This window comes from Dactylosporangium salmoneum, assembly GCF_039532525.1.
Taxonomy (GTDB): Bacteria; Actinomycetota; Actinomycetes; order Mycobacteriales; family Micromonosporaceae; genus Dactylosporangium; species Dactylosporangium salmoneum.
Window position 1 is genome coordinate 16,621 of sequence record NZ_BAAARV010000059.1, and the last position, 24,979, is coordinate 41,599.

Annotated in this window: 32 protein-coding genes and 2 pseudogenes; 19 read left to right on the top strand and 15 right to left on the bottom strand. The window is 74.2% G+C overall.

The window, feature by feature from the left end; all coding sequences use genetic code 11:
* Positions 1-6 precede the first annotated feature (6 nt).
* Positions 7-1,119, top strand: coding sequence for an ROK family transcriptional regulator (locus ABD352_RS31105; protein ID WP_344616068.1), 1,113 nt, complete (start codon positions 7-9; stop codon positions 1,117-1,119).
* Here the strand turns inward: ABD352_RS31105 and ABD352_RS31110 are convergent.
* Positions 1,096-1,425, bottom strand: coding sequence for an STAS domain-containing protein (locus ABD352_RS31110; RefSeq protein WP_344616069.1), 330 nt, complete (start codon positions 1,423-1,425; stop codon positions 1,096-1,098). The two genes, ABD352_RS31105 and ABD352_RS31110, sit on opposite strands and share 24 nt — an antisense overlap.
* Before the next feature lie 73 nt (positions 1,426-1,498).
* On the bottom strand, positions 1,499-1,954 hold the full coding sequence (locus ABD352_RS31115; RefSeq protein WP_344616070.1) for an ATP-binding protein: 456 nt from the start codon (positions 1,952-1,954) through the stop codon (positions 1,499-1,501).
* A gap of 81 nt (positions 1,955-2,035) precedes the next feature.
* Here ABD352_RS31115 and ABD352_RS31120 point away from each other — a divergent pair, with 81 nt between their 5' ends.
* Complete coding sequence (locus tag ABD352_RS31120) at positions 2,036-2,590, top strand: DUF6939 family protein (protein ID WP_344616071.1); 555 nt, start codon at positions 2,036-2,038, stop codon at positions 2,588-2,590.
* Between the two features lie 280 nt (positions 2,591-2,870).
* On the opposite strand, the gene ABD352_RS31125 is transcribed toward ABD352_RS31120, so the two are convergent.
* Positions 2,871-3,233 carry a hypothetical protein gene (locus tag ABD352_RS31125; protein ID WP_344616072.1) on the bottom strand — a complete coding sequence of 121 codons (363 nt, stop codon included), beginning with the start codon at positions 3,231-3,233 and terminating at the stop codon, positions 2,871-2,873.
* A 20-nt stretch (positions 3,234-3,253) separates the two neighbouring features.
* On the opposite strand from ABD352_RS31125, the gene ABD352_RS31130 reads away from it, so the two are divergent.
* Positions 3,254-3,766, top strand: a complete 513-nt coding sequence (locus tag ABD352_RS31130; protein ID WP_344616073.1) for a YciI family protein — start codon at positions 3,254-3,256, stop codon at positions 3,764-3,766.
* Between the two features lie 160 nt (positions 3,767-3,926).
* Here the strand turns inward: ABD352_RS31130 and ABD352_RS31135 are convergent, their stop codons facing one another.
* Positions 3,927-4,115: a hypothetical protein gene (locus tag ABD352_RS31135; RefSeq protein WP_344616074.1), complete on the bottom strand. Its 189-nt coding sequence runs from the start codon at positions 4,113-4,115 to the stop codon at positions 3,927-3,929.
* A 58-nt stretch (positions 4,116-4,173) separates the two neighbouring features.
* On the opposite strand from ABD352_RS31135, the gene ABD352_RS31140 reads away from it, so the two are divergent.
* Positions 4,174-5,088: an SDR family oxidoreductase gene (locus ABD352_RS31140; RefSeq protein WP_344616075.1), complete on the top strand. Its 915-nt coding sequence runs from the start codon at positions 4,174-4,176 to the stop codon at positions 5,086-5,088.
* Between the two features lie 4 nt (positions 5,089-5,092).
* Positions 5,093-6,061, top strand: a complete 969-nt coding sequence (locus tag ABD352_RS31145) for a helix-turn-helix transcriptional regulator (RefSeq protein ID WP_344616076.1) — start codon at positions 5,093-5,095, stop codon at positions 6,059-6,061.
* Here ABD352_RS31145 and ABD352_RS31150 read toward each other — a convergent pair.
* The 3 genes from ABD352_RS31150 to ABD352_RS31160 are packed head-to-tail and all read right to left on the bottom strand — an operon-like array spanning position 5,950 to position 7,565.
* Entirely contained in the window at positions 5,950-6,369 is a 420-nt protein-coding gene (locus ABD352_RS31150; RefSeq protein ID WP_344616077.1) for a hypothetical protein, read from the bottom strand. The two genes, ABD352_RS31145 and ABD352_RS31150, sit on opposite strands and share 112 nt — an antisense overlap.
* Positions 6,370-6,424: 55 nt before the next feature.
* Complete coding sequence (locus ABD352_RS31155; RefSeq protein WP_344616078.1) at positions 6,425-6,985, bottom strand: DUF3592 domain-containing protein; 561 nt, start codon at positions 6,983-6,985, stop codon at positions 6,425-6,427.
* 31 nt (positions 6,986-7,016) lie between these two features.
* Entirely contained in the window at positions 7,017-7,565 is a 549-nt protein-coding gene (locus tag ABD352_RS31160; protein WP_344616079.1) for an FBP domain-containing protein, read from the bottom strand.
* Positions 7,566-7,755: 190 nt separating this feature from the next.
* Between ABD352_RS31160 and ABD352_RS31165 the strand changes: the two genes are divergently transcribed.
* Positions 7,756-8,316, top strand: coding sequence for a helix-turn-helix domain-containing protein (locus ABD352_RS31165; protein ID WP_344616080.1), 561 nt, complete (start codon positions 7,756-7,758; stop codon positions 8,314-8,316).
* A 10-nt stretch (positions 8,317-8,326) separates the two neighbouring features.
* Positions 8,327-8,836, top strand: coding sequence for a GNAT family N-acetyltransferase (locus tag ABD352_RS31170; protein ID WP_344616081.1), 510 nt, complete (start codon positions 8,327-8,329; stop codon positions 8,834-8,836).
* Here ABD352_RS31170 and ABD352_RS31175 read toward each other — a convergent pair.
* The 3 genes from ABD352_RS31175 to ABD352_RS31185 all read right to left on the bottom strand — a co-directional run bounded on the left by ABD352_RS31175 (position 8,833) and on the right by ABD352_RS31185 (position 11,577).
* Positions 8,833-9,375 carry a hypothetical protein gene (locus tag ABD352_RS31175; protein ID WP_344616082.1) on the bottom strand — a complete coding sequence of 181 codons (543 nt, stop codon included), beginning with the start codon at positions 9,373-9,375 and terminating at the stop codon, positions 8,833-8,835. The two genes, ABD352_RS31170 and ABD352_RS31175, sit on opposite strands and share 4 nt — an antisense overlap.
* A 76-nt stretch (positions 9,376-9,451) precedes the next feature.
* Positions 9,452-10,447, bottom strand: a complete 996-nt coding sequence (locus tag ABD352_RS31180; protein WP_344616119.1) for a serine hydrolase domain-containing protein — start codon at positions 10,445-10,447, stop codon at positions 9,452-9,454.
* Positions 10,396-11,577, bottom strand: coding sequence for an FAD-dependent monooxygenase (locus ABD352_RS31185; protein ID WP_344616083.1), 1,182 nt, complete (start codon positions 11,575-11,577; stop codon positions 10,396-10,398). Before ABD352_RS31185 ends, ABD352_RS31180 begins: the two co-directional genes overlap by 52 nt.
* Before the next feature lie 210 nt (positions 11,578-11,787).
* On the opposite strand from ABD352_RS31185, the pseudogene ABD352_RS58020 reads away from it, so the two are divergent.
* From ABD352_RS58020 to ABD352_RS31220, 8 genes and pseudogenes are all read left to right on the top strand, one after another.
* A pseudogene (locus ABD352_RS58020) lies at positions 11,788-12,894 on the top strand (lytic polysaccharide monooxygenase auxiliary activity family 9 protein); the annotation flags it as partial.
* A 126-nt stretch (positions 12,895-13,020) separates the two neighbouring features.
* Positions 13,021-13,662: pseudogene (locus ABD352_RS58025) on the top strand (cellulose-binding protein); the annotation flags it as partial.
* A 172-nt stretch (positions 13,663-13,834) separates the two neighbouring features.
* Positions 13,835-14,251, top strand: a complete 417-nt coding sequence (locus ABD352_RS31195) for a hypothetical protein (RefSeq protein WP_344616085.1) — start codon at positions 13,835-13,837, stop codon at positions 14,249-14,251.
* 5 nt (positions 14,252-14,256) lie between these two features.
* Positions 14,257-14,652 (top strand): hypothetical protein, encoded by a 396-nt coding sequence (locus ABD352_RS31200; protein ID WP_344616086.1) that lies wholly within the window; start codon positions 14,257-14,259, stop codon positions 14,650-14,652.
* A gap of 86 nt (positions 14,653-14,738) precedes the next feature.
* On the top strand, positions 14,739-15,131 hold the full coding sequence (locus ABD352_RS31205) for a hypothetical protein (protein WP_344616087.1): 393 nt from the start codon (positions 14,739-14,741) through the stop codon (positions 15,129-15,131).
* Between the two features lie 102 nt (positions 15,132-15,233).
* Positions 15,234-15,536, top strand: a complete 303-nt coding sequence (locus ABD352_RS31210; protein WP_344616088.1) for a hypothetical protein — start codon at positions 15,234-15,236, stop codon at positions 15,534-15,536.
* Between the two features lie 236 nt (positions 15,537-15,772).
* A complete protein-coding gene (locus tag ABD352_RS31215) occupies positions 15,773-17,440 on the top strand; it encodes an AMP-binding protein (protein WP_344616089.1) in 1,668 nt (555 codons plus the stop codon).
* 215 nt (positions 17,441-17,655) lie between these two features.
* Positions 17,656-17,829, top strand: coding sequence for a hypothetical protein (locus ABD352_RS31220; protein WP_344616090.1), 174 nt, complete (start codon positions 17,656-17,658; stop codon positions 17,827-17,829).
* Here the strand turns inward: ABD352_RS31220 and ABD352_RS31225 are convergent.
* Entirely contained in the window at positions 17,809-18,402 is a 594-nt protein-coding gene (locus ABD352_RS31225) for a LysE family translocator (protein ID WP_344616091.1), read from the bottom strand. The genes ABD352_RS31220 and ABD352_RS31225 overlap by 21 nt on opposite strands.
* A gap of 81 nt (positions 18,403-18,483) precedes the next feature.
* Between ABD352_RS31225 and ABD352_RS31230 the strand changes: the two genes are divergently transcribed.
* Together ABD352_RS31230 and ABD352_RS31235 are read left to right on the top strand one after the other, a co-directional pair.
* Positions 18,484-18,936 carry an Lrp/AsnC family transcriptional regulator gene (locus tag ABD352_RS31230; RefSeq protein WP_344616092.1) on the top strand — a complete coding sequence of 151 codons (453 nt, stop codon included), beginning with the start codon at positions 18,484-18,486 and terminating at the stop codon, positions 18,934-18,936.
* Positions 18,937-19,143: 207 nt separating this feature from the next.
* A complete protein-coding gene (locus tag ABD352_RS31235) occupies positions 19,144-19,983 on the top strand; it encodes an SAM-dependent methyltransferase (protein ID WP_344616093.1) in 840 nt (279 codons plus the stop codon).
* On the opposite strand, the gene ABD352_RS31240 is transcribed toward ABD352_RS31235, so the two are convergent.
* Positions 19,980-20,594, bottom strand: a complete 615-nt coding sequence (locus ABD352_RS31240; RefSeq protein WP_344616094.1) for a GNAT family N-acetyltransferase — start codon at positions 20,592-20,594, stop codon at positions 19,980-19,982. The genes ABD352_RS31235 and ABD352_RS31240 overlap by 4 nt on opposite strands.
* Positions 20,595-20,612: 18 nt before the next feature.
* On the bottom strand, positions 20,613-21,137 hold the full coding sequence (locus ABD352_RS31245; RefSeq protein ID WP_344616095.1) for an AAA family ATPase: 525 nt from the start codon (positions 21,135-21,137) through the stop codon (positions 20,613-20,615).
* Between the two features lie 30 nt (positions 21,138-21,167).
* On the opposite strand from ABD352_RS31245, the gene ABD352_RS31250 reads away from it, so the two are divergent.
* Positions 21,168-22,034: a ketopantoate reductase family protein gene (locus ABD352_RS31250; protein ID WP_344616096.1), complete on the top strand. Its 867-nt coding sequence runs from the start codon at positions 21,168-21,170 to the stop codon at positions 22,032-22,034.
* A gap of 141 nt (positions 22,035-22,175) precedes the next feature.
* Here the strand turns inward: ABD352_RS31250 and ABD352_RS31255 are convergent, their stop codons facing one another.
* Positions 22,176-23,366, bottom strand: coding sequence for an MFS transporter (locus tag ABD352_RS31255; protein ID WP_344616097.1), 1,191 nt, complete (start codon positions 23,364-23,366; stop codon positions 22,176-22,178).
* A gap of 59 nt (positions 23,367-23,425) precedes the next feature.
* Between ABD352_RS31255 and ABD352_RS31260 the strand changes: the two genes are divergently transcribed.
* Positions 23,426-24,397: an ArsR/SmtB family transcription factor gene (locus ABD352_RS31260; protein WP_344616098.1), complete on the top strand. Its 972-nt coding sequence runs from the start codon at positions 23,426-23,428 to the stop codon at positions 24,395-24,397.
* Here ABD352_RS31260 and ABD352_RS31265 read toward each other — a convergent pair.
* Positions 24,382-24,972, bottom strand: coding sequence for a TetR/AcrR family transcriptional regulator (locus ABD352_RS31265; RefSeq protein ID WP_344616099.1), 591 nt, complete (start codon positions 24,970-24,972; stop codon positions 24,382-24,384). The two genes, ABD352_RS31260 and ABD352_RS31265, sit on opposite strands and share 16 nt — an antisense overlap.
* Positions 24,973-24,979 lie beyond the last annotated feature (7 nt).

The window sequence follows — 24,979 nt, forward strand, 5'->3', positions numbered from 1 at the left end:
GTGGGCATGGACACGCCCGGGGCCGGCCTCGGCTACTTGCGCGGATACAACGACGCCCTCGTGGTCGGCCTCGCCCGGGCCGCGCCGGAGTTCGACCGCTCGTCGATCGCCGCCGCCACCGGGCTCACCCCGCAGGCGGTGTCCAAGGTCCTCGGCCGGCTGACCGGCGAGGGGCTGATAGAGCCCGCGGGGGTACGTCGCCAAGGCGTCGGCAAGCCGGCCACCATCTACCGGATCGTGCCCGCCAGCCGGTTCGCGATCGGCGTGCACGTGGCCCGCACCGGCGTCCGCCTCGTCCTGACCGACCTCGTCGGCGAGGTCCTCGCGGGCGCCGCCGCCCCGCTGTCGGCCGACTTCACGCCCGGCGAGCTGCTCGACGCGGTCGACGCCGCGCGGGCCGAGCTGCTGCAGGCGTGCCCCGTCGACCCGGCCCGGATCGTCGGCCTGGGCCTGGGCATGGTGGGGCCGCTCGACCACGCCAACGGCATCGTGCGCGACGCACACCGCCTGCGGCACTGGCACGACGTGCCGCTGCGGGAGCTCGCCACCACCCGGCTCGGCGTCGCGGTACACCTGGACAAGGACGTCACCGCCGGGGTCACCGCCGAGGCGTGGCGGCGCGGCGACAGCTTCCGCGACGGCGTGCTCGTCATGGTGGAGTCGGGCATCGGCGCCGGCCTGTGGCTGGGTGGCGGGGCCTACCGCGGCGCGCACACGAACGCCGGCGAGTTCGGCCACACCGTGCTGCAGGTCGACGGCCCCCGCTGCGTGTGCGGCCGCCGGGGCTGCCTGGAGGTCCTGCACGACGCCGCCGTCGCCGCCGGGGACGTGCCCCTGGCGGCCCGGCTGCTCGGCGTCGGCGTGGTGAACCTGCTGCAGACCACCGACGTGGGCCACGTGGTGCTCGCCGGCGCGGACCTGCTGCGCCACCGCGACGTCTACGTCGACGCGGTGGCCTCAGCGGTACGCCAGGAGGTGCCCCGCGCCGACTGGCTCACGGTGACCGTGTCCGCGTCGGCGCTCGGCGGCGACGTCATCGCGGCCGGGGCGGCGATGCAGGTGCTCAACGCCGCCTACGGCCGCCCCTCGCCGGCCCTATTGAATCGCGGCCTCGGTTAGCGACGACCGGATCGCGAACACCCGGTCCAGGCCCGTGATCTGGAAGATGCGCAGCAGCCGGGCGTGCGGGATGACCAGCTCCACCAGGCCGCCGGCCTCGGCGAGCCGCTTGTGCACGCTGATGAGCACGCCCAGGGTGGTCGAGTCGAGGAACCCCACGTCACTGAGGTCGACGACCAGCGTCGAGGCGCCGTCGTCGATCAGTTTGTGCAGGTATGCGCGCAGCTCCGGGGCGGTCGCGACGTCCAGCTCCCCGCTCGCCGCGACCACGGCGCGCGGCCCCTCGACCGTGGAGGTGACCTGCATGGGTGTTCCGCCCCTTCGTTGTTGTCGCACGGCTAGTACTTTCGTTCGGGCAAGCATACGTCCGAATGGCCGATTACTCTTCCTGCGCGGGGTCCCACGTCAGGTGCTTGCTGAAGCGGACCAAGGTACCCGTGTCCTCGACCGAGACCACGTCGAGCCGTTCCACCACCGCGGCCAGCACGTGCAGGCCGCGGCCGCTCTCCGGCAGCCCCGCCGCCTCCTCCGGGGCCGGTTCGGCGTCGACCGCGGGCACCCGCTGCGGGTCGAAGCCGCCGCCGTCGTCGGTGACCTCGATCACGCACAGGCCCTCGTCGACGGTGACATCGATGTGGTACTGCGTGGCCAGGCTCGCGTGCGACACCACGTTGCCGCACGCCTCGGTGAGGGCGAGGCGGATGTCGTCGCGGCACTCCTGGGTCACGCCGGCCCCGGCCAGGGCCCCGTCCAGCGTCCGCCGGGCATCGCGGACCCGGGCGGCATCGCGCGGCAGCTCCAGCGAGAACTGCAGGCGCATCTCCTGCTGCGGCACAGCTTCCTCCTTCGTCGCGTCCACGGCGTACCCACCCGGCGCACACCGAAAACTGTCGTACCCGTCCGGCAAGATGCCGGCATGGAGACGGGACTGGACATCCGGGTCGTGCACCACCGCAGCGCCGAGGCCAAACGCCCCACGGCAACCGTCGTCGACGTGACCTCCCGCGGCCCCCACCCATGGGTGCGGTTCAGCCCGTTCTACCCGCACGGCGGCATCCCGGTGCCGCTGAGCCCCGGCGCGACCGGCTCCTCAGTTGAGGCGATCTGGCAGGCCCTCAAGGTGTTCGACGGGGCCGACGTGGACCGGGCACTGCTCTCGGCGACCCGGATGACGGGCCTGAAGCGCACGGTCCGCCGCTTCGGCCCGGTCCGCGGCCACCGGGCCGGGCTGGACTCGCCCGACCTGCTGGACTACGAGACGGCACGGCGGCGCATCTACCTGCCGGCCTATCGTTTCGTCCTCGACCATCACCTCGCGGACGAGCTGGCGGGGCTGGCTCGGCTGGCCGATGCTGGGCCGATCGCCCTGCTGGACTACACCACCAACGGTGACGTGACCGACTTGCGCACGCCCCTGTCGCATGCCGCGCTGATCCGGTCACACCTGCTGGGCGAGTGGCCGTCGGGGTGAGCGACCGGCCGCGCGGCGCCGGCTCGTTCCCGGCCGGCGGGGATGGTGGGGTGCGCTTTTCGCTCCTTCAGCCATCGGTGTGGTGAGGCCGGCCGCGCGGCGCCGCCGGTGTGGTGGGGCTGGTGCTCGGGATCGGTCGGCGCGGCCGTGGCCCGTTCGCGGGTGGGCTGTTTCAGGTGGATGACTCGCCGTCGGTGTGGCGGCGTTGGTTGGCGCGGTTGGTTGGCGGGGTCGGCGGCCGTTGGCGTGGTGGGGGCGGACTGCGGGCAGGGGTGTGCGGTCAGTTGCCGCCGGTGTGGCGCGGGCAGCGGCCCTCGTTGACGACGGTGTTCGTGATGGCGTCCAGGATGATGAAGGTGTCGCCCCGGATGATGTTGAGGCGGCCGCCGGGGATCGGCGTGCCGGTGCAGTAGCTGGGCAGCGGCACCGGGCGCCCCTCGCTCACCACGGCCGGCGGGGCCTGCGGCAGCCCGGCCGCGAACGCGAGCGCCAGCAGCAGCGCCACCTTTGAGCCCGGCCGGCGCCGCACACCACCCGCCCCGGTTCGTCCCGCGCCGGACGGGCCGAGGCCGAGCCAGGACCTGCGGGGGTGGCCCGGTGCGGATTCCTCCGGCGCGCGGTCGAGGTCGATGACCGCGTCCATCGCCTCCCCATCGTAGTGTCGTGAGGGTGCTCTACTTCGTGTACACCGCGGACCGGCCCGGCAGTTCGGCGCTGCGGGAGGAACTGGTCGAGGCGCACTGGGCCTACATGGACGGCTTCGAGTTCCATGCTCGCGGGCCGACACTCAGCGACGACGGCGAGACGGCGACCGGCAGCCTGCACATCGTGGACCTGCCGTCGGACGGTGCGGCCCGGGCGTTCGTGACCGAGGAGCCGAACTGGCGGGCCGGCGTCTATGCGGCCATGCAGATATTCCGGTTCGAGGATCTCGTGGGGCGCACGATGTGGGAGTTCCCCGGCCCGGAGGGCGAGCGGTTCCTGGTCACCGGGGCGGCCGGCGAGCCGGTGGGCGACGGGGTCATCGTCCACGGGCGGCTGCGCGGGCTCGACGACGGGGCGGTCCACGGGTTCGCCGCCTGCGTGCAGGCCCCGGACGCGGACGCGGCCGCGCGCACGGTACGGGACGGCCGGGACCTCACCGTGCGCCCGTGGTGCTTCGGCGGGCGCCGCTGAGCGACGCCCTGCGCGAGGCGGGCGCCGCCGGACGCTGCCCTGTGCGAGGCGGGCGTCGCTGTGGGACGTCCTGCGCGGGCGGGGCGCTGCCGGGCGATGTCCTGTCGGGGCGGGCGCTGCCGGGCGCCGTCGTGTGCGGGGCGGGCGCTGCCGGGCGACGTCAGCGCTCGAACTCCCAGATGGCGGCGCCCGGGGACTCCGGCGGCGGGAGTTCGGCGTCCAGGATCGCGCGGGCCTCGGCCAGCCGGGTCGCGACGAAGTCGGTGGGGTATCCGTCGTCGGTGTAGGCGCGCAGCAGCGAGACGCCGGTCAGGCCCAGGAGGAACGCGCGCGGGTCGCGGTACGACATGGAAGGAAAGCGTAAAGGCCGACGCGTCCTGTCAGGTTTTGCTGGCAGCGTGGCCGGCATGGAGAAACCACTCACCGGCAAGGTCGCGCTCGTCGCCGGGGCGACCCGGGGTGCCGGGCGCCAGATCGCCGTGCAGCTCGGCGCGGCCGGCGCCACCGTGTACGCCACCGGCCGCAGCACCCGCGAGCGGCCGTCGGAGATGCGGCGGCCGGAGACCATCGAGGAGACCGCCGAGCTGGTCACCGCGGCCGGCGGGACCGGCATCGCGATCGGCGCCGACCACCTCGACCCGGAGCAGGTGCGGGCCGTCGTCGCGCGCATCGACGCCGAGCAGGGCGGCCTCGACGTGCTGGTCAACGACATCTGGGGGGCCGAGGGGCTGTTCAGCTGGGACAAGCGGCTCTGGGAGGACGACCTGCAGACCGGCCTGCACATCCTGCGCCTGGCCGTGGAGACGCACATCGTCACCAGCCACGCGGCGCTGCCGCTGCTCGTACGGCGGCCCGGCGGCCTCGTGGTCGAGGTGACCGACGGCACGGCGGAGTACAACGCCACGCGGTACCGCGTCTCGTTCTTCTACGACCTGGCCAAGGCCTCCGTGCTGCGGATGGCGTTCGCGCTCGCCGAGGAGCTGCGGCCGCTCGGCGGCACGGCCGTGTCGGTCACCCCCGGCTTCCTGCGCTCCGAGGTGATGTTGGAGCACTTCGGGGTCACCGAGGCCACCTGGCGCGACGGGGCGGCGAAGGACCCGCACTTCGCGATGTCGGAGTCGCCGGTGTACCTCGGGCGGGGCATCGCCGCCCTGGCCGCGGACCCGGACAAGGCCCGGTGGAACGGCGCCTCGCTGTCCAGCGCCGGGCTGGCGGCGCAGTACGGGCTCACCGACGCCGACGGCAGCCGGCCCGACTGGTGGCGGTACGACGCGGAGGTGGTCGCGGCCGGCCGGTCCGGCGGCGTCGAGGGCTACCGTTAGCCCAGTGCGCGTCTCCCGGCTCATCTCGCTGGTCCTGCTGCTGCAGGCCGGCGGGGTGCGCACGGCCGCCGAGCTGGCCGAGCAGCTCGAGGTCTCCGAGCGCACCATCTACCGCGACATCCTGGCCCTGTCGGCCGCGGGCGTGCCCGTGTACGCCGAGCAGGGCCGGGCGGGCGGCTACCGGCTGCTCGACGGCTACCGCACCCGGCTCAACGGCCTGTCCCGGGCCGAGGCCGAGGCGCTGTTCCTGTCCGGGCTGCCCGGCCCGGCCCGGGACATGGGCCTCGGCGAGGCCCTGGCGACGGCCGAGCTGAAGGTGTCCGCCGCGCTGCCCGACGCCTTGCGATCGGCCTCCGGGCGGGCCCGACAGCGCTTCCACCTCGACGCGCCGGGCTGGTTCCGCGACGCGGAGCCCCCGCCGCTGCTCGGCGCACTTGCCCGGGCGGTGTGGGAGGACCGCGTGGTGACCCTCGCCTACGCCGGGAAGGCGGGCGAGGTGACCCGCAGCGTCGCGCCGCTCGGGCTGGTGCTGAAGAACGGGGTCTGGTACCTCGTGGGCCGCGTCGGCGCCGACGCGCGCACCTACCGGGTCGACCGGGTGCGCGCGGCCACGCCCACCGAGGAGCGCTTCGCCCGGGACGACGGCTTCGACCTGGCCGCCTTCTGGGTCGCTCGGGCGGCCGAGTTCGAGCGGGCGCTGCTGGCCGAGACGGTCACCGTCCGGCTCAGCCCGGCCGGCCTGCGCCTGCTGCGGATGAGCGTGGAGGCGATCGCGTACCGGGCCGCGGCCGAGGGGGCCGGCCCGCCGGACGCGGAGGGTTGGGTCACCGTCGCGCTGCCGGTGGAGTCGGTGCCGGTCGCCTACAGCCAGCTGCTGGCCCTCGGCCCGGACGTGGAGGTGCTCGACCCGCCGGAGCTGCGGGCCATGGTGGCCGGCGCCGCCGAGCGGACCGCCGCCCTGTACCGCCGCTGACGGGCCAGCGCGACCACGGCCAGCGCCCACCCGTAGCCGCCGGCGGCGAGCGCCCCCGCGCTCACCGTGCCCTGCAGCATCAGGCTGCCCGTGCCGAACAGCGCCAGGATCGCGGCCGCCGCCCAGATCGCGGGCAGCGGCGGGACCTTCGCGTCCGGCCGGATCAGCGCTGCCATGAGCGACCAGGCGGCCAGCGCCGCGGCGACGACGACCGCCGTGCCGTACCACGGCAGCCGGAATCCCTCGTAGACGAACGGCACGATCGTCAGACACCCCGTGCAGGCGTACCAGTGCAGCATTTTCGCCATGGCTGGGAGCCTGCTCCGGCCGCTTGTGACGAGCCTGAGGGAACCTGTGAGCCTCTCAGCTGATCAGGCCGGCGGCGAGGTCGAACAGCACCGAGCCGGCGATGCGCTCGCGGGGCTCGGCGAAGCGCCAGTCGATGACGGCCACGGTCGGGTCGGCGGGGTCGACGCGCGCCGGCACGCGCACGCCGGGCGCCATGAACTTCACGAGCGGCAGCGGTACCACCTGCCGCACCCGGGCATTGACCGTTCCGCCGCCCGGTGCCGGCACGGCGAGGTCGATCCGGCTCGCGCCGCGCTCGTCGGGGTCGGTGGACAGCCCGGTGATCGCGGTGATGACGGCCGCGACGGGCACCCCATCGCGCATCACCCGGCGCAGCCGGGCCAGCCGGCGCGCGCCGATGATGAGCAGGGGCAGGCCGATCCCGGCCAGGACGGGCACGAAGGCGGCGGTGACCGCCAGGGTGATCCAGTCGTCGGTGGACGGCACGGCGGGCAGCGACACCCAGACGAGGGCGGTCGCGCCCACCATGACGAGGGCGATGGGGGTGATGATCGCCCCGGTGAGCCGGGCGATCCCGGCGCCGGTCTGCAGCGCCGGCAGCGTCGGATTGGTCATGCATCGAGCATGGCCGCTGCCGTGGGCCGCGTCAGTCGTGCTGGTGCGAGCCGTCCTGTGGTGTGGGCACCACCAGCGTCGGGTCGCCGACCAGGCGGTCCAGGAAAGCCGACAGCTTGCCGGTCAGGCGGTCCACCTGCTGCTCGACGGTGAGCGTCTCGTCCAGCCGGCCGCCGGCGCCCGGCTTGCGCAGCCCGCGGACGTACAGCGAGCAGCCGAGGTCGGAGCAGAGGTACACGCCGACGGAGTCGCCGTTGCGGCCCGCCTTGCCGGCCCGGCGCCCGGTCATGAGCGACACGCCGCTGCCCGGGTGGGTGGTGAGGCACAGCGAGCACATGCTCCGGTGCCGGAAGCCGCGCCCGTGTTGCTCGGCGATCCGCAGCGACACGGCCACGAGGGCGCCGGCGTGCCCGGCGGCGATGTAGGCCCGGTCGAGCGCGCCCGGGTCGCGCCAGCCCAGGAAGTCCAGGTCGGGCCAGCGGCGCTCGGCGAGGTCGCGCGGGACGAAGGCGCGCTGGGCCTCCCCGCGCGAACAGTTGACGAAGGCGGCGCGGATGTCGTGCTCGGTCAGAGGTTCCACGCCTTCGACCGTACGGTTCCCTAAAGCCTTTAGGCAACCGATTACCGGAGGTGCTCGGCGAACAGGTACGCCGGCATGGCCCCGTGGCTGCTGTCGATGGACACCCCGGTCATGCCGTGATGCTCCCAGCCTTCGATCGTGACCGGAACCACGTCGCGCGCCCTCTCGAATTTGGGATATCGTCCCGGATATGGGAGACGACTTGGAGGCCCGGCTGGCCCGGCGCCTGTCCGAGCTGCGCCAGGAGCGCGGCTGGTCCCTGGACGACCTGGCGAGCCGCGCCGACGTGAGCCGCTCGACCCTGTCGCGCCTCGAACGGGGCGAGATCAGCCCGACCGCCGCCCTGCTGGGCAAGCTGTGCGTCGTCTACGAGCGCCCGATGTCCCGCCTGCTGGCCGAGGTCGAGCCGGAGCCCCCGCAGCTGGTCCGCGCCGCCACGCAGCCGGTGTGGCGCGACCGTGCGACGGGCTTCACCCGCCGGGGCGTCTCCCCGCCCCACCCGGGCCTGCGCGGCGAGGTGATCGAGGCGACCCTGGAGCCGGGCGCCGACATCGCCTACGAGGAGCCGCCGGTCCCCGGCCTGGAGCACCACCTGTGGGTCTTCGACGGCGCCCTGACCCTGACGGTCGGTGGCACCGCCTCGTCGCTGACCCCCGGCGACTGCCTGCGCTACCGCCTGTGGGGCCCGTCGAGGTTCGTCAACCCGGGCCGGGCGCCGGTCCGCTACGCCCTGCTGATCGTCCTGCCCTGAAGGAGCTGCCGTGATCGAACCGCTCAGCCCGTCGTCGTACGGGGCCCGGGTCGAGGCCCTGGCCGAAGTCCTGACCGACGCGGTCGCCGGTGGCGCCTCGGTGGGCTTCCGCCTGCCGTTCGCCGTCGAGGACGCCGCCGCCTGGTGGCGGACCCGGGAGCCGGCCGTCCGCGAGGGCACCCTGCGCGTGTGGACCGCGACGGTCGACGGCGCGGTGGCCGGCACCGTGAGCCTGTCGCTGGAGACCAAGCCGAACGGCCGGCACCGCGCGGAGGTCCTGAAGCTGATGGTCCACAGCCGCTTCCGGGGCCGGGGCCTGGGCCGGGCCCTGCTGGAGACGGCCGAGGCGGCGGCCGCGTCCGGCGGGGCGACGCTCCTGCTGCTGGACACCGCCGCGGGCAGCCCGGCCGAGCGCCTGTACGCGTCGGCCGGCTGGACCCGCTACGGGGTGGTCCCCGCCTATGCCGCCGACCCGTCCGGGGTCCTGGAGGACTGCAGCTTCTTCTACAAGAAGCTCTAAGCGGCGCGGACGGCGCGGCCCACGCCGGCCAGGGGCAGCAGCCCGACGAAGAGCAGGATGCCGGCCAGCGGGATCAGGTCGAGGTTGACGATGATCAGCAGGAAGGCGAAGAGGACCGCGACGGGGCTCCAGGCCGGCAGGCGGTGGCCCCGGACGAGCAGGATCAGCAGGGTCAGCAGGCCGAGCTCGAAGGCGGCGGGGCCGGCGGTCTGCAGGGCGTCGGGCAGGCCGGGGAAGCCCGGGTTCAGGTCGCCGGTGATGACCCACAGGAACGCGAGCGAGCCGGCCACCGTGGCCACGACGGCGAGGTTGGCGACCAGGCGGTTGGTGAAGTCGCGCGGCGGCAGCAGGGCGCGGGCCCCGACCGCCATGGCGGCCAGGAGCACGATCGCGGCGAAGAACATGACGTGGCCCGCGTTCCACAGCAGGCTGCCCTTGTGGTGGTGGCCGTCCATGCCGTCCAGCAGCCGCAGGGTGCCGTAACCGAACAGGAGCGCCGGCGCCGCCACGGCCCCGGTCCGCACGAGTGGTGTGGTCATGCGAGAAGCTTCGCCGCGCGCCGGAATCCGGGCATCCGGGCTGAACCCGGACCGCACCCGTAGGTGCGCGGACAAGTCACGCGGACGCGATGAGCTGGAGCAACTCGTCGCACCAGGCGTTGTACGGGGCGCGGTCGACCCGTACGGGGTGGACCCGGTTGCTCAGGACCACCACGCCGTAGCCGCGCGACGGCTCGAACCACACGCGGTTGCCGACGAAGCCCGAGGCGCCATAGCCGTCGGGGCCGGCGGCCGGGCCGCCCAGGCCGCGGGTCGGGTGCAGCCACCAGCCGGCCGCGAAGCGCTCGCCCTCGTCGTTGGCCGCCAGGCACGGCGGGGGCGCGTCGCCCAGCCACGCGCGGGCGGCCTCGGTGACCAGTTCCAGGGTGCCGAACGCGCCCGCGTGGCCGGACACCCCGCCCATCGCGGCGGCGTTCTCGTCGTGGACCTCGCCGGCGATGAGCCGCCCGCGCCACGGGCACTCCTCGGTGGCGACGGCGGGGGAGACCGTGCCGCCCATCCGCAGCCCGGTGCGGCGGGCGGCCAGCGCGGCCAGGGACGAGCCGGTGAGGTCCTCGACGAGGGCGCCCAGGATGATGTACCCCAGGTCGCTGTACACCGGACCGGCCTCCGTCAGCGGGGTCGCCAGGGCGGCGTCCACGATCGCGTCGCGCCCGTGCAGGGTGCGGAAGAAGTGCCGCGACGCCGGCAGCCCGGAACGGTGCGCGAGCAGGTCCTCCGCCGTCACCCCGCCCGCTGGGGTGCCGGCCGCCCGGGGCCACAGCTGCCGCAGCGGTCGATCCAGCGGTACCGCCAATGCCTGCACTTCCGGCAGGGTCACCAGGACCTTGGTCAGGCTGGCGAGGTCCCACCAGGAGTCGGCGGTCGCCGGGCGGCCGGTCGTCACGTCCGCGGTCCCGTGGACCACGGCGGCCCGGACCTGGGCGCGGTCGAAGACGCTCACCGCCACGGCCGGCATCGGCGCGCGGCGGGTGAGCGCCTCGATCGCGGAGGTCAGTGCTACGACAGCGAGTCCCGGATGTCGGCGTAGACGTCGTAGCCGTGGATCCAGGCCACGTTGTCGGGCAGGGAGACCAGCCGGGCGTTGCGCTCGTCGGTCGCGGGGCCGTCGGGCAGCTGGAAGCAGGCCGCGTTGCCGCGCGAACCCATCTGGATCTTCCGGGTGCGGGCCTTGCGCAGGTGCTCGTAGCGCTGCAGCGCCTCGGCCACGCTCAGCCCGTCGGTGGTCAGGTACTCCGCCAGCGCGGCGGAGTCCTCGACGGCCTGGTTGGAGCCCTGGCCGGCGTGCGGCAGCATCGGGTGGGCGGCGTCGCCGAGCAGCGTGACCCGGTCGGTGCTCCACTTGCGCAGCGGCTCGCGGTCGTAGAGGGCCCAGCGGCCGGTCTCCTCGACGTTGCCGAGCATCGTGGTCACCGTGTCGTTCCAGCCCTCGAACGCGGCGACCGCGTCGGCCGGCTCGCACTTGGACGACCACGACTCCAGGGTCCACTCGGGGTCGGGCACGTAGGCGACGAAGTTGATGAGCTCGCCGCCGCGGACCGGGTACACCACCAGGTGCCGGTTCGGGCCGAGGAAGAACGTGAGGCCGAACTTGTCGCCGCCGGGCACCTTGTCGATCGGCACGAGGCCGCGGAAGCAGCTCATCGCCGAGAAGACCGCCTCGTCGGGGCCGGTCACGTGGTGGCGCACCGCGGAGCGCAGGCCGTCGGCGCCCACCACGATGTCGGCCTGGGCCTTGGTGCCGTCGGCGAACTCGAGCTCGACGCCGTCGGGGGCCTCGTTGACCGCCGCGCAGCGCTTGCCCAGGTGCGGCTCGCCGTCGAAGCCGGCCAGCAGGACCTGGTGCAGGTCGGCGCGGTGCGCGCCGAGGAACGGGCCGCCCATCTTCTCGTCGTACCAGTCACCCATCGGGTGCTCGTAGAAGATGTCGCCCGTCTTCCAATGGTGGAACTCGATGCGCTGAAGGTTGGACGCGACGTCGCGGACGGCCTGGCCGATGCCGAGGGCGTCATAGACGCGCATGCCGTTGCCGCCGAGGGACACCCCGGCGCCGATCTCGCTCAGCTCGCTCGCCTGGTCGAAGACTTCGACCTCGAAACCCTTGGCCTGCAAGGCGATCGCGGCGGTCAGGCCGCCGATGCCGGACCCGACAACGGCGACGCGCAGGGGTGCGGAACCCATCCGGTACTCCACGTGATGCGAGGGGACAAAACGCACGGAGGCGACGGAAGCCTATCGACCCGATCAAGAGGTGCCTAGCGGTCTGGCGATGAATCTTTCATCGCAATTGCCTGGACTCTCGCCCGCTAGTGCGTTGTTCGTTGTCAATCCGCAGGTCAGCGGCCTTGAATCCACCAGCAACGACCATTGTCGATGGACGGGAGAGCGAGGATGAACCGCAGACGAAGGCTCGCGCTGATGCTGGCCGCGGCGCTGGCCGGGGCCGGCGCCGCGGCCGTGGTGGCCGCGCAGCCGGCGGCCGCGCACGGCGCGATGATGCAGCCGGGCAGCCGCACCTACCTGTGCTGGAAGGACGGGCTCACGGCCACCGGCCAGATCGTGCCGCAGAACCCGGCGTGCGCCGCGGCCGTGGCCCAGAGCGGCCCGAACGCGCTGTACAACTGGTTCGCGGAGCTGCGCTCGGACGGCGCCGGGCGCACCGCCGGGTTCATCCCGGACGGCAAGCTGTGCAGCGCCGCGGCCACCGTGTACGACTTCTCGGGCTTCGACCTGGCCCGCAACGACTGGCCGGTGACGCACCTGACGTCGGGCGCGAGCATGGAGTTCGACTACAGCAACTGGGCGGCCCACCCGGGGACGTTCTCGCTGTACGTCACCAAGGACGGCTTCGACCCGACGAGGCCGATGGCCTGGTCGGACCTCGAGTCCACGCCGTTCCTGCAGGTTACCAACCCGTCGATGGTGGGCTCGCCGGGCACCACCGACGGGCACTACTACTGGACGGGCAAGCTGCCGACGGCCAAGTCGGGGCGGCACGTCATCTACTCGGTGTGGGCCCGCTCGGACAGCCAGGAGACCTTCTACGGCTGCTCCGACGTCATGTTCGACGGCGGGCACGGCGAGGTGACCGGGATGGGCAACGCCCCGACGCCCCCGTCCTCGCCGTCCACGTCGACCTCGCCGTCCACCTCATCGTCGCCGAGGACGAGTAGCTCACCGTCGAACCCCGGTGGTGGCGGCGGCGCGTGCACGGCGACGTACACCGTGACCAGCAGCTGGCAGGGCGGCTTCCAGGCCGACGTCAAGGTGAGCAACCCCGGCTCGGCGCCGATCACCGGCTGGACCGCGGGCTGGAACTACACCGGCGGCCAGACGGTCACCCAGGGCTGGAACGCCACCATCACGCAGAGCGGGACCGCGGTGACGGCGAAGAACGTCGACTGGAACGGCACCGTGCCGGCCGGCGGCAGCACGAACTTCGGCCTGCTCGGCTCCGGGTCGCCCGGCACCGCGCCCACGCTGAGCTGTACCGCCGCGGGCGGCACGACCACGCCCCCGAGCAGCCCGCCCAGCAGCCCGCCGGTCAGCCCGTCGGGGAGCACGAGCCCACCGCCGCCGGCCGGGTGCGCGGGGGCGGCGTTCTGCGACGGGTTCGAGTCCCAGAGCGGCAGCACCGTGTCCGGGGTCTGGGGCCTGTCGTACCGCGACTGCCAGGGCACCGGCACGGCCACCGTCGACACCGCGGTCGCGCACAGCGGCGGCAAGTCGGTGCGCATCGACGGCAAGGCCGGCTACTGCAACCACGTGCTGGTCAAGCCGACCAAGGACCTGAGCGGGCTCGGTTCGGTGTGGTACGCCCGCTTCTACGTCCGGCACAGCACCGCCCTGCCCGCGGCCCACGTGGCCTTCGCCGCGCTGCGCGACAACGCCGACGGCGGCAAGGACCTGCGCATGGGCGGCCAGAACGGCGCCCTGCAGTGGAACCGCGAGTCCGACGACGCCACCCTGCCGGCCCAGAGCCCGGCCGGCGTCGCGCAGAGCCGCCCGCTGCCCACCGGCAGCTGGAACTGCGTCGAGTTCATGGTGAACGGCTCCGGCACGCTGCAGACCTGGCTCAATGGCACCGCCGTGCCGGGCCTGACGGTCGACGGCACCCCGACGCCGGACATCGACCAGCAGTGGCTCGGGCGCACCTGGCGGCCGCAGGTGACTGACCTGCGGCTGGGCTGGGAGAGCTACGGCGTCGGCGACGACACGCTGTGGTTCGACGACGTCGCGATCGGCGTCTCCCGCGTCGGCTGCTGAGCGGCCGGCCCGCCCACCGCGCCGGCATCCCGCGGCGCGGTGGGCGGGCCGTGAGGCGGCGCATGCGGCGGTTAGGTGACACGACATCGATCACTTTCCTGACGCCGGGCGGGCGACGGGATGCCTAACGTCCTTTTCCGTCAGCACGCCTACTGAGGGAGCAGTGGTACACATGGGCCTGTTCAAGCAGATGAAGGACCTTCGCAACGTCGCCGCCCAGGCGCCCGACATGGTCGCGCAGGCGCAGCAGACCGCTGCCGCCGCGCAGGCTTACGCCGCCCAGGCCCAGGCGGCCTACGGCATGAACGGCTACTCCGCCGCCAACGCGTTCGGCGCCCCGGTCGCGACCGGCATCGCCGCCGACGACCCGCGCCTGGCCCCGATCGCCGGCGTCGACCTGGTGACGTACGCCCGGATCTCCAAGGCCGCCTCGCAGGAGGGCCTGAACGCCGACGGGGTCGCCGCCCGCGCCCAGTCCTTCGGCGTCTCCGCCGACGCCTGGCAGGAGGCCGTGACCGGCTGGCCGGCCCGCATGCGCGGCGACACCCAGCTCGCCGTGCACTTCGGCAACGTGTTCGGCCAGGTCTGAGCGCGATGGGGCTCTTCGGCGACCTGCGCCGCCTCCAGCGGCAGGCGAACGAGATCGGCGCGAGCTACGACCCGGGCGCGCAGATGCAGGCCGGCATGCAGCGGATGCAGCAGATGCAGCAGAGCATGCAGGCGCAGACCGAGGACCTGGAGCTGCTGCGCACCGGCACGCCCGGCGCGGCCACCGTCATCGGCATCGCCGACACCGGTGCCCGGATCAACCTGCAGCCGATGGTCCGGCTCGACCTGCTGGTCGAGGTGGACGGGCGGCCGCCGTACCCGGTGAGCCGCGAGGTCCTGCTGCCGATGGGCGCCGGCCCGCAGGCCGGGGTCGGGCAGCGGGTGGCGGTCGTGGTCGACCCGGCCCGCCCGGACCGGGTGGTGGTCCGCTGGGGCGTGTGAGGCCATGCCGCGCAGGTGACGGCGGGTCACGCCGGGCGTCGGGATCGTGGGTTGCGTAATCGCGCCCAGACCCGAGGGAGACACCCGTGACCAGTGCCATCGCCGAGCGCGAGGTCGGCATCGAACACCCGCTCCTCCTGGCTGCGCTCATGTCGCGGCGGGAGGAGGGGGAGGGCATCTTCGAGCACCCGCTGCTGCTCGCCGCTCTCACCAAGCGCCGCCGTGAGGAGGGGGAGAACATCTTCGAGCACCCGCTGCTGCTGGCCGCCCTGGCCAAGCGCCGCGGTGGCCGCCGCGGCGGCGGGATCGAGCACCCGCTCCTGCTGGCCATGCTCATGCGCCGCCGCGAAGAGGGCGGCGAGGGCGGGATCGAGCACCCGCTCCTGCTGGCGATGCTCATGCGCCGCCGCGAAGAAGGCGGCGAAGGCGGGATGATCGAGCACCCGCTGTTGCTCGCCGCAATGCTGGCCCGCCGTTAACCATCACACCCAGGCCCGCCCCGACCGGGGCGGGCCGGCCACCGGCGGAAGGAGCGCAGAATGCCGGCCGACATGCCACACGAACAAGAGGGGGACCAGCCTGTGGAAGCCCTCATCGACGACCTGATTCTCGACATCCTCAACGAGTCCAAGAAGAGCGGGACCGGCCTCGACGCGGTGATGCACATGGTGCCGCGGATGGCGCCGGGCACGTCGCTGCTGGAGCGGATGCTCATCGCCGAGGCGCTGGCCGGCGCCCTCGCCGACGCCCTGGCGCCGCCCCTGGCCAAGGCCCTCGCCCCGCGGATCATGCAGCAGATGGGCGGTGAGGAGGGGGAGCACGGGGAGCAGGCCAAGCGCGCCCCGGCCCGCAGCGGCGGGACCCGCAAGACCGAAACGAAGTGACCGCGCGGCCGCCGGGTCGTTGAACCCGGCGTGCACCGCAGGGCGATCGGCGTCGTGGCCGCGCTGCTGGCCGCCGCCGGACTGCTCATCGGCCGGGCGGCGCTCTGCGCGTCGCAGGGTCCCGGGCCGCTTCACCGGCTGGCGCTACGGCGACGGCGAGCGGGCCGAGATCCTCGGCCGCGCCCGGGCCGTGGCGTCTCTGTGAGTCGCGGGCCGGCGGACGTACGCTGAGGCGCATGTCGTACGCGTCCTTCAAAGCGGCCCGGGACATGCTGCTGGAGACCGGGGAGGACTACGCCTCCGCGGTGGCGCGGTTCCGCTGGCCGCAGCTCGGCGAGTTCAACTGGGCCCTCGACTGGTTCGACGCGGTCGCCGCCGGCAACGACAAACCGGCCCTGTGGATCGTCGAGGAGGACGGCCGCGAGGAGCGGTACTCCTACGCCCAGCTGTCCGAGCGCTCCAACCGGCTGGCCAACTGGCTGCGGGAGCGGGGCGTGGGCCGCGGCGACCGGATCGTGCTCATGCTCGGCAACCAGGTCGAGCTGTGGGAGACCATCCTCGCCGCGATGAAGCTCGGCGCGGTCATCATCCCGGCCACCCCACTGCTCGGCCCGGCCGACGCCCGCGACCGGGTGCTGCGCGGCGGCGCCCGGCACGTCATCGCCGGCGCGTCGGCGGCCGCCAAGTTCGAGGGGATCGACCCGGCGGTGACCCGCATCGCGGTGGGCGGCGACGTCGAGGGCTGGGCGCGGTACACCCTGGGCGGTGCCCCGGACTTCACGCCCGACGGGCCGACGCGGGCGAGCGACACCCTGCTGCTGTACTTCACCTCCGGCACCACGGCCCGCCCGAAGCTGGTGGAGCACACCCACGCCTCCTACCCGGCCGGGCATCTGTCCACGATGTACTGGATCGGCCTGCGGCCCGGCGACGTGCACCTCAACATCTCCTCGCCCGGCTGGGCCAAGCACGCCTGGAGCAACGTCTTCGCCCCCTGGAACGCCGAGGCCTGCGTCTTCATCTACAACTACACCCGCTTCGACGCGTCCGCCCTCATGCGCGAGATGCAGCGCTGCGGCGTGACGAGCTTCTGCGCCCCGCCGACGGTGTGGCGGATGCTCATCCAGTCCGACCTGACCCAGCTGGCCACCCCGCCGCGGCTGGCCGTCGGCGCCGGCGAGCCGCTCAACCCCGAGGTCATCGAGCAGGTCGGCAAGGCGTGGGGAGTGACCATCCGGGACGGCTTCGGCCAGACCGAGACCACGGTGCAGATCGCCAACTCGCCCGGCCAGCCGGTCAAGCCGGGCTCGATGGGCCGCCCGGTGCCCGGCTTCACCGTGACCCTCGTGGACCCCGGCACCGGCGAGCCGGCCGACGAGGGCGAGATCTGCCTCGACCTGGGCAGGCGCCCGCTCGGCCTGATGACCGGCTACCACGGCGACCCCGAGCGCACCGCCGAGGCGATGGCCGGCGGCTACTACCACACCGGCGACATCGGCGCCCGCGACGCCGACGGCTACATCACCTACGTCGGCCGGGCCGACGACGTGTTCAAGGCCTCCGACTACCGCATCTCCCCGTTCGAGCTGGAGAGCGTCCTCATCGAGCACGAGGCGGTCGTCGAGGCGGCCGTCGTGCCCTCGCCCGACCCGCTGCGCCTGAGCGTGCCGAAGGCCTACGTGGTGCTGGCCCAGGGCTGGCCGGCCGACGAGTCGACCGCCCGGGCGATCTTCGCCCACTGCCGGGCCCACCTGTCGCCGTTCCAGCGCGTGCGCCGCCTCGAGTTCGCCGAGCTGCCCAAGACCATCTCCGGCAAGATCCGGCGGGTCGAGCTGCGCGCCCAGGAGCAGGCCAAGCACCCCGACCCGGCGGCCCGCCCCGACGGCGAGTTCTGGGACGCCTGACGCTCCCGGAATAGTGCCAGGCCCCCTCGCGGCCCGCCGCGGGCGCCGGCGCGTCGCTACGGTCCCCGCATGGCCAGATACTCCGTGGTGGCGCTCGCGCTCGCCGTGCTCACCGCCGTCGCGGTGCTCGCCGCCCAGCTGCTCGGCGCCGGTGCCGGCGGCGCGGCATCACCGCCCGCGAGACCAACGCCCGCTACGGCATCGCCTTCCTGGCCGTGCGCTACCTGGCCCGGCACTACGGCGAGCCGAAGCTCATCGCGTTCTTCGACCAGGTGGTACGGCGCCAGTCCACAGTGGAGGCCGCCGCCCGGGCCGTTTTCGGCGCCGACTGGCCCACCATCGCCGCCGCGGCGGCCCAGGCGATCCGCTCAGAGGCGGCCCAGCAGTAGCGCGGCGCCCAGCAGCAGCATCGCCACGCCCGCGGCGCGGGCCACCGCGGTGTACGCCCGCGGGCGCGAGGACAGCAGCGTGCGGGCCGCCGAGCCGAGCGCGGCGTAGAACGCGGCGCACGTGGCGGTGAACGTCAGGCCCAGCGCGGCGACCTGCAGCGCCACCGGCCAGCCCGCCCGCGGATCGGTGAACTGCGGCAGCAGGGCCAGGAACATCAGCAGGCCCTTCGGGTTGAGCGCGCTCACCCCGACCCCGCGCCGGAACACGGCCCAGCCGCCCCGGGCCACCGTCACCGGGCGGAGACCCGGCCGGGCGGCGAGGGTGACGGCACCGGTCCACAGCAGGTACAGCCCGCCGGCCACGGTCAGGGCGGTCATCGCCGCGGGCGAGGCGGCGACCAGCGCGCCGACGCCGGCCGCGACGACCGCCGTCACCACCGTGTAGCCGGTGGCCAGGCCGGCCACCGCCGGCAGCACCGCGGGGACGGCGAGGGTGAATGCCCAGTCGGGGCCGGGCACGGCGATCAGCAGGGCGGCGAGGAGCCAGAACGCCGCCAGCGCGCTCGTGGACATGGCGGCAACATATCGACGAACGCGCGCAAGGTGTTGCCAAGTTCTGCCCCGCCGGCGGGCCCCGGTGGAAGAATCCGCCCCGTGGACGCCATCGATCGCAAGATGCTTGCGGTACTGCAGAACGAGGGCCGCCTCACCGTCACCGAACTGGCGGCGCGGGTCGGCCTGAGCGTGTCCCCGTGTCACCGGCGCCTGCGCGAGCTGGAGCGCGACGGCACCATCCGCGGCTACCGGGCCGTCGTCGACGCCGACGCGGTCGGCCTGCGCTTCCAGGCGCTCGTCTTCGTCACCATGCGGCAGGAGGACCGCGAGACGCTGCTGGGCTTCGAGGCCGCGGTGGCCCGCATCCCCAACGTCGTGCAGGCCCAGCGGCTGTTCGGCGACCCCGACTACCTGCTGCGCATCGTCACCGCCGACCTGGCCGCCTACCAGCAGCTGGAGGACGACGTGCTGGCGGTGCTGCCGGGCATCCAGCGGCTCAACTCGACCCTCGTCATGAAGCACGTCGTGGCCGACCGGCCGCTGCCCGCCTGACCGGCGGTCGCGGGGACCGTCGTGGCGGACCGGCCGCTGCCCGCGTGACCGGCGGTCGCGGGGACCGTCGTGACGGACCGGCCGCTGCCCGCCTGACCGGCGCGGGGCCGTCGTGGCCGTCCGGCCGTTGCCGGTGCATGGGTGGCAGGGCCTATGATCCGAACCGGACGGGGAACCTCAGGTGGAACGAACGTGTGGAGAACGGACATGTCAGGCGCCGAATGGATGAAGGCGAAGCCCGCTGAGGGCGCGCCCATCGACCTGCAGACCGACCGCCCGCACCCGGCGCGGGTCTACGACTTCCTGCTCGGCGGCAAGGACAACTTCCCCGCCGACCGGGCCGCCGGGGAGGCCGGCCTGAAGGCCAACCCCAACAGCCGCATCCCCCCGCGGGAGAACCGCAAGTTCCTGCGCCGCGTGGTCGAGCACCTCGCCGCGGAGCACGGCGTGCGGCAGTTCCTCGACATCGGCACCGGCATCCCGACCTCCCCGAACGTGCACGAGGTGGCGCAGGCCGTCGCCCCGGAGTCGCGCATCGTGTACGTCGACAACGACCCCATCGTGCTGGCCCACGCCCGCGCGCTGCTGACCAGCAAGCCTGAGGGGCGCACCGAGTACATCGACGCCGACCTGCGCGACGTCGATCGCATCGTGGGCTCGGAGCGGCTGCGCGAGGTCATCGACTTCGACCAGCCCGTGGCGCTGATGCTCATCGCGATCATGCACTTCGTCGGGGACGCCGACCGGCCGTACGAGATCGTCTCGCGCCTCGTCGACGCGCTGCCCTCCGGCAGCTTCCTGGCCCTGTCCCACCTGACCAGCGACTTCGACGCCGCCGCCTGGGCCCGGGTGGCCGAGATCTACGCCAAGCAGGGCGTGACGATGCAGGTCCGCCCGCACGACGACATCGCCCGCTTCTTCACCGGCCTCGAACTGCTGGAGCCGGGGCTGCCGATCGTCACCAAGTGGCGCCCGGACGCCGACGTCGACGCCGACGCGACCGACACCCAGGTCGCCGTCTACGGCGGCGTGGCCCGCAAGGCCTAGCCCGCGTCCCGCGGGTCGGCCGGCGTGAGCGGGTCGGCCGGGGGGCGCAGGTCGGCCGGGATGAGGCTGTAGACCGCCATGTCGGACCGGGTCCCGGCCCGGTTCGGCACCAGGTTGCGCAGCACGCCCTCGAAGCGGAAGCCGGCCGCCTCCGCGACCCGCAGCGAGGCCTTGTTGGCCGTGTCCACCTGCAGGAAGACCCGCTCGAGGCGGCTCTCGGTCAGCGCCCACCGGGCCACCGCCGCGGCCGCCTCGGCGGCGAACCCGTGCCCGCGCGCCCACGGCGACGTCCAGTAGTGCATCTCGGCCGTGCGGGTAGTCCAGTCGACGCCGAACAGCTGCACGTGCCCGGCCAGCCGCCCGCCGTCCGACGGCTGCAGCGCGAAGCCGATCCCCGTGCCGTCCACCCGCCGCTGCTCCATGCCCGTCGCGCACCAGTTCACCGCGGTCGGCAGGTCCGCGCGGGCCAGGGCGTAGCCGACCGGGGCGCTGCGCACGTAGGCCTCGTCCTGCCAGGCCTCGTGCACGTCGGGCGCGTCGGCGGCGGTGAACGGGCGCAGCACGAGGCGCGCGGTGGTGAGCACGACCGGCGGGAAGACCTCATGGACCATCCATGGAACATATCCGGGTCACGCCGCGGCGATCACCTCGGCCACGCGGGCCACCCGGTGTTCCAGGGGCGCAGGGGGTACGTCGACCAGCTCGTAGCCCAGGTCGCGGTACACCTCGGCGTGGATGCGCTCGAAGCGCTCCGACTCGGCGAGGCTGATCCGGCGGGCCGCGGTCAGGGTGATGAACCCCATCAGCCGCACGAACAGCACCCGCCGCTCGTAGGTGCGCTCGCGGGCGATCCGCTCCGCCTCGCGGGCGAGGTCCCGGGGCGGCGCCACTCCGAGGTAGGCGGCCAGCGCGAGCGTGCAGACGGGGGAGCGGTCGAAGACCTGCAGCGCGCCGGTCGCGGCCAGCTGCCGTTCGCGCTGGACAGCGACGATCCGGTCCAGGAACGCGGCCGAGTCCGCCTCCAGCTGCGGCGTCTGCCCGATCACGTCGGTCGCCGCCTCGGCCACCACCACGTGCCCGCGCCGGCGCAGCGCCGCCGCGATCGTGGTCTTGCCCGCGCCGGGCGCTCCCGTCAGCACGTACCTACGCGTCATCGCCGCCTCCGTAGCGGATAGGTTGGTCGGATGTCGAGCGTTGCGATCGTCGGCCCGGGCGGCGTCGGTGGGCTTCTCGGCGGGGTGCTGACCCGCGCCGGCCACGACGTCGTCTACGTGGCCCGCCCCGAGACCGCGGCCGCGCTGAACGAGGGCGGCCTGCGGGTGCACAGCGTGCAGTTCGGGGACTTCGAGGTGCCGGCCCGGGCCGTGCAGACGCTGTCGGCGCCGGTCGACCTGGCCGTCGTGGCGCCCAAGGCCACGTCGCTCGGGGCCGCGCTGGACCGCGTCCCGCCGGAGCTGGTGGACGTGATGCTGCCCCTGCTCAACGGCGTCGGCCACATGGTGGCCCTGCGGGAACGATACCCCAGGGCGCGGGTGCTCGCCGGCTCCATCAGCGTGGAGTCGACGCGTGTCGCCCCGGGCCGGATCGAGCACACGAGCCCGTTCTGCACCGTGCAGGCCGCCGGCCCGGGGGCCGGTCTCGTCGCCGAGGTCCTGGGCGGGGCGGGCTTCGAGGTGAGGGTCCGCGACACGGAGGCCGGCGTGCTGTGGGACAAGATGGCGCTGCTGGCGCCGATGGCCCTCATCACGACCGCCGCGGGCGCCGGCATCGGCCCGGCGCGAGAGGGCCGCCGCGACGACCTCGAGCAGATGGTGGTGGAGGTGGCGGCGGTGGCCAACGCGAGCGGCGCGACCGTCGACCCGGCCGCGATCCTGGCCATCGTGGCCCAGCTCCCGCCGGGGATGAAGTCCTCGATGCTGCGCGACGCCGAGGCGGGCCGCCCCCTGGAGCTGGACGCGATCGGCGGCTCGGTCCTGGACGCGGGTGCGGAGCTGGGCATCGCGACCCCGGTGACGGCCCGCGTGGTGGCGGAGCTTCGGGCCAAGGCCTGACGACTCCCGGCGGGACGGTTCAGCCCGAGCTCGCGAGTGTCAGCGCGGGCGCGGGGGTGCGGCGCAGCGGGCGGGACGGTTCAGCCCGAGCTCGCGAGTGTCAGCGCGGGCGCGGGGGTGCGGCGCAGCGGGCGGGACGGTTCAGCCCGAGCTCGCGAGTGTCAGCGCGGGCACGGGGGTGCGGCGCAGCGGGCGGGCCAGGGCGGCGGAGACCGCGATGGACGCGCAGGCCATGGCGACCATGGCGTGGGCGGGGGAGAGGTACTGCGCCACGACGCCGGCCACCGTCGCGCCGGTCGCCTGCATCGTGAACATGCCGGCGCTGTGCAGGCCCAGCGACTGGCCCCGCAGGTCGTCCGGGGTCAGCTCGACGAGGCGGTCCTGCAGCAGGAGGCTCCCGCAGTACCCCACGGAGGCCACCGCCACCAGCAGCAGCGCCACGGGCAGGGCCGGGGTCGCGGCGAACAGCAGGTAGGGCACCGCCAGCAGCAGCTGGACCGGGGTGGTGAGGGGGCGGCGCCAGCGGCGGGGCAGCACGCGGCCGGCGAAGGCGTCGCCGGCCAGCATGCCGAGCGCGGCGGCGACGAAGAGGGCGCCGGCGGCCGCCGGGGAGAACGGCACGAACAGCGCTTCGCAGCCGACGATGAGCCCGTTGGGGACCCACAGTCCGATGTAGACCGCGCGGCGGGCCGGGTCGGACAGCAGGCGGCGGTTGCCGGCCCAGGTGGCGCGGACGGAGGCGCGGCCGGTGGCCCGGGGCGGGCGGCGGGACAGGCCGAACCTCGCCGTGAGGGCGCCGACGAGGGAGAGGGCGGCGCCGATCAGCAGGACCGCCGAGGGGGAGGTCGCGGCCAGCAGCGCCCCGCCCGCGGCGAAGCCGGCGATCTGCATGGCGCCGACGGACATGTTCAGCAGCGAGCGGCCGAGCAGGTACCCGTCGGCCGGCAGGATCTCGGCGAGCAGCCCGTAGCGCACGCCGCCGCCGACCGAGGCGGCCAGGCCCTGGGCCAGCACGACGGCGAGGACGGCGGCCACGGGCAGGCCCGGGGCGGCCATGAGGGCGGTGGTCAGGCCGGTGAACGCGGCCAGGCCCGCCAGCGCCGTGCGGGCCGGGAGGCGGTCGGCCGCGGACAGCAGTGTCAGCGCGCCGATCACCTGGGCGAACGACGAGCCGAACATGCTCAGCGCGCTCAGCAGCGCCGAACCGGTGGCGCCGTAGACCAGGGTCGCGAGCGCGATGCCGGACACCGTGCCCGCGGCGACCTGCGCGGAGACGGTGGCGAAGAGGGCCGGGAACTCCGGGGTGGCGAACAGCTCGCGGTACGTGCGCATGACCCGGAGCCTGCGGCACGCGCGGGCCCGGGCGGTAGAGTTTCGGTTGGAGGCGAAACGTGGGCGTGTGGCGCATCGACGCCGACGTGCTGGCCGGCAGCCGGTTCGTGGTGTCGCCGATGGTGGAGACGATCGGGTGCCTGGCCGCGCTCAACGGGCTGCACCGGGTGTCGGCGAGCCAGCGGGAGTGGCTGGCCGAGTACGGGCCGCAGTTCCGGGCCCGCTGGGCGGCCGATGCGTTCGCCCTGCCGTTCCTGCGCGACGCGATCCGGCCCGGCTGGCTGGCCGACTTCCTGGTCAAGCCGCCGCACGGCGGCGCGCCGCGGTTCGCCGCGGAGCTGGAGCGGGTCGCCGCCACCACCGACGAGCAGGCCCGGCGGGACATCCTCGAGGCCATGGACCGGCCGCTCGCGCCGGTGCTGCACGAGGACGGGCTGGTCGCGCGGGCGGTCGAGCTGCTGGACTGGGTCTGGCGGCACGCGGTCCGCCCGGGCTGGCCGCGGCGCCGCCGGGTGTTCGAGGCCGACATCGTGGCCCGCACCGAGCGGCTCGGCAGCGGCGGCTGGGCGGCGGTCCTCGACGGCATGCGCCCCGGCATGCGGTGGCTCGGCGACGGCCGGCTGCAGATCAACGCGTACGACTACCCGCCCCGCGACCTGACCGGCACCCGCCTGCTGTTCGCCCCGACCACCTCGCAGCGCGGCTGGGTGAGCTGGGAGGAGGGCGTGGACCTGCACGCGATCGTCTATCCGTGCACCGGCTGGCTCGCTCAGGACCCGGATGTCGTACCGCCCGGAGCCCTCGCCCGCCTCATCGGCCCGGCCCGGGCCCGGATCCTGACGCTGCTCGGGGCGCCGAAGAGCACCACCCAGCTGGTCGCCCTGACCGGCCAGACGCTCGGCTCGACCGGCGGGCACCTGCGGGTCCTGCGCGACGCCGGCCTGGCCGACCGCCGCCGCGCGGGCCGGTCGGTCCTGTACTACCGCACCGACCTGGGCGACGCCCTGTGCCGGGATCAGGCGCCGAGGTAGGCGCGCAGCAGGCCCTTGAGCTCGGACAGCACGAACGGGTCGCCGGCCGGGTCGGTGCGGAAGGCGCGGTTGAGCAGGCACTCGGTGACGTGGATGGCCAGCAGCAGGCGCGGGGTGAGCTCGGCGTCGTCGGGCCGGCCGTAGTGGCCGGTCACCGTGCGCCGCAGCCGCTCGGCCAGGTCGGCGTCGTTGCGCGCGCTCGCGCCCGGCGCCACCAGCAGGGTCTGGCTGCCCAGCGACACCTGCCGGTAGCCCGGCTCGTCGCGGAAGAAGGCGGCGAAGGTGTCCACGACCGAGTCCACGAACGCCCCGAGCGTCGCGGGCGGCGCCGCGACCAGGCCGTCCATCAGCGCGATGACCTTGTCCAGCCAGCTTTCCGACAGCGCGAGGAAGATCGCTTCCTTGTCCGGGAAGAATCGGTACAGCGACCCGACCGACACCTCGGCCCGCTCGGCGATGAGCCGGGTGCCGATCTCGTCGAACGGCACCTCCTGCAGGAGGGCGGCCGCCGCGGCCAGCACCCGGTCCCGCTTGTCGCGGCTGCGGCGCTGCTGAGGCTCGATCCGGGTGTTCATGGCCGCT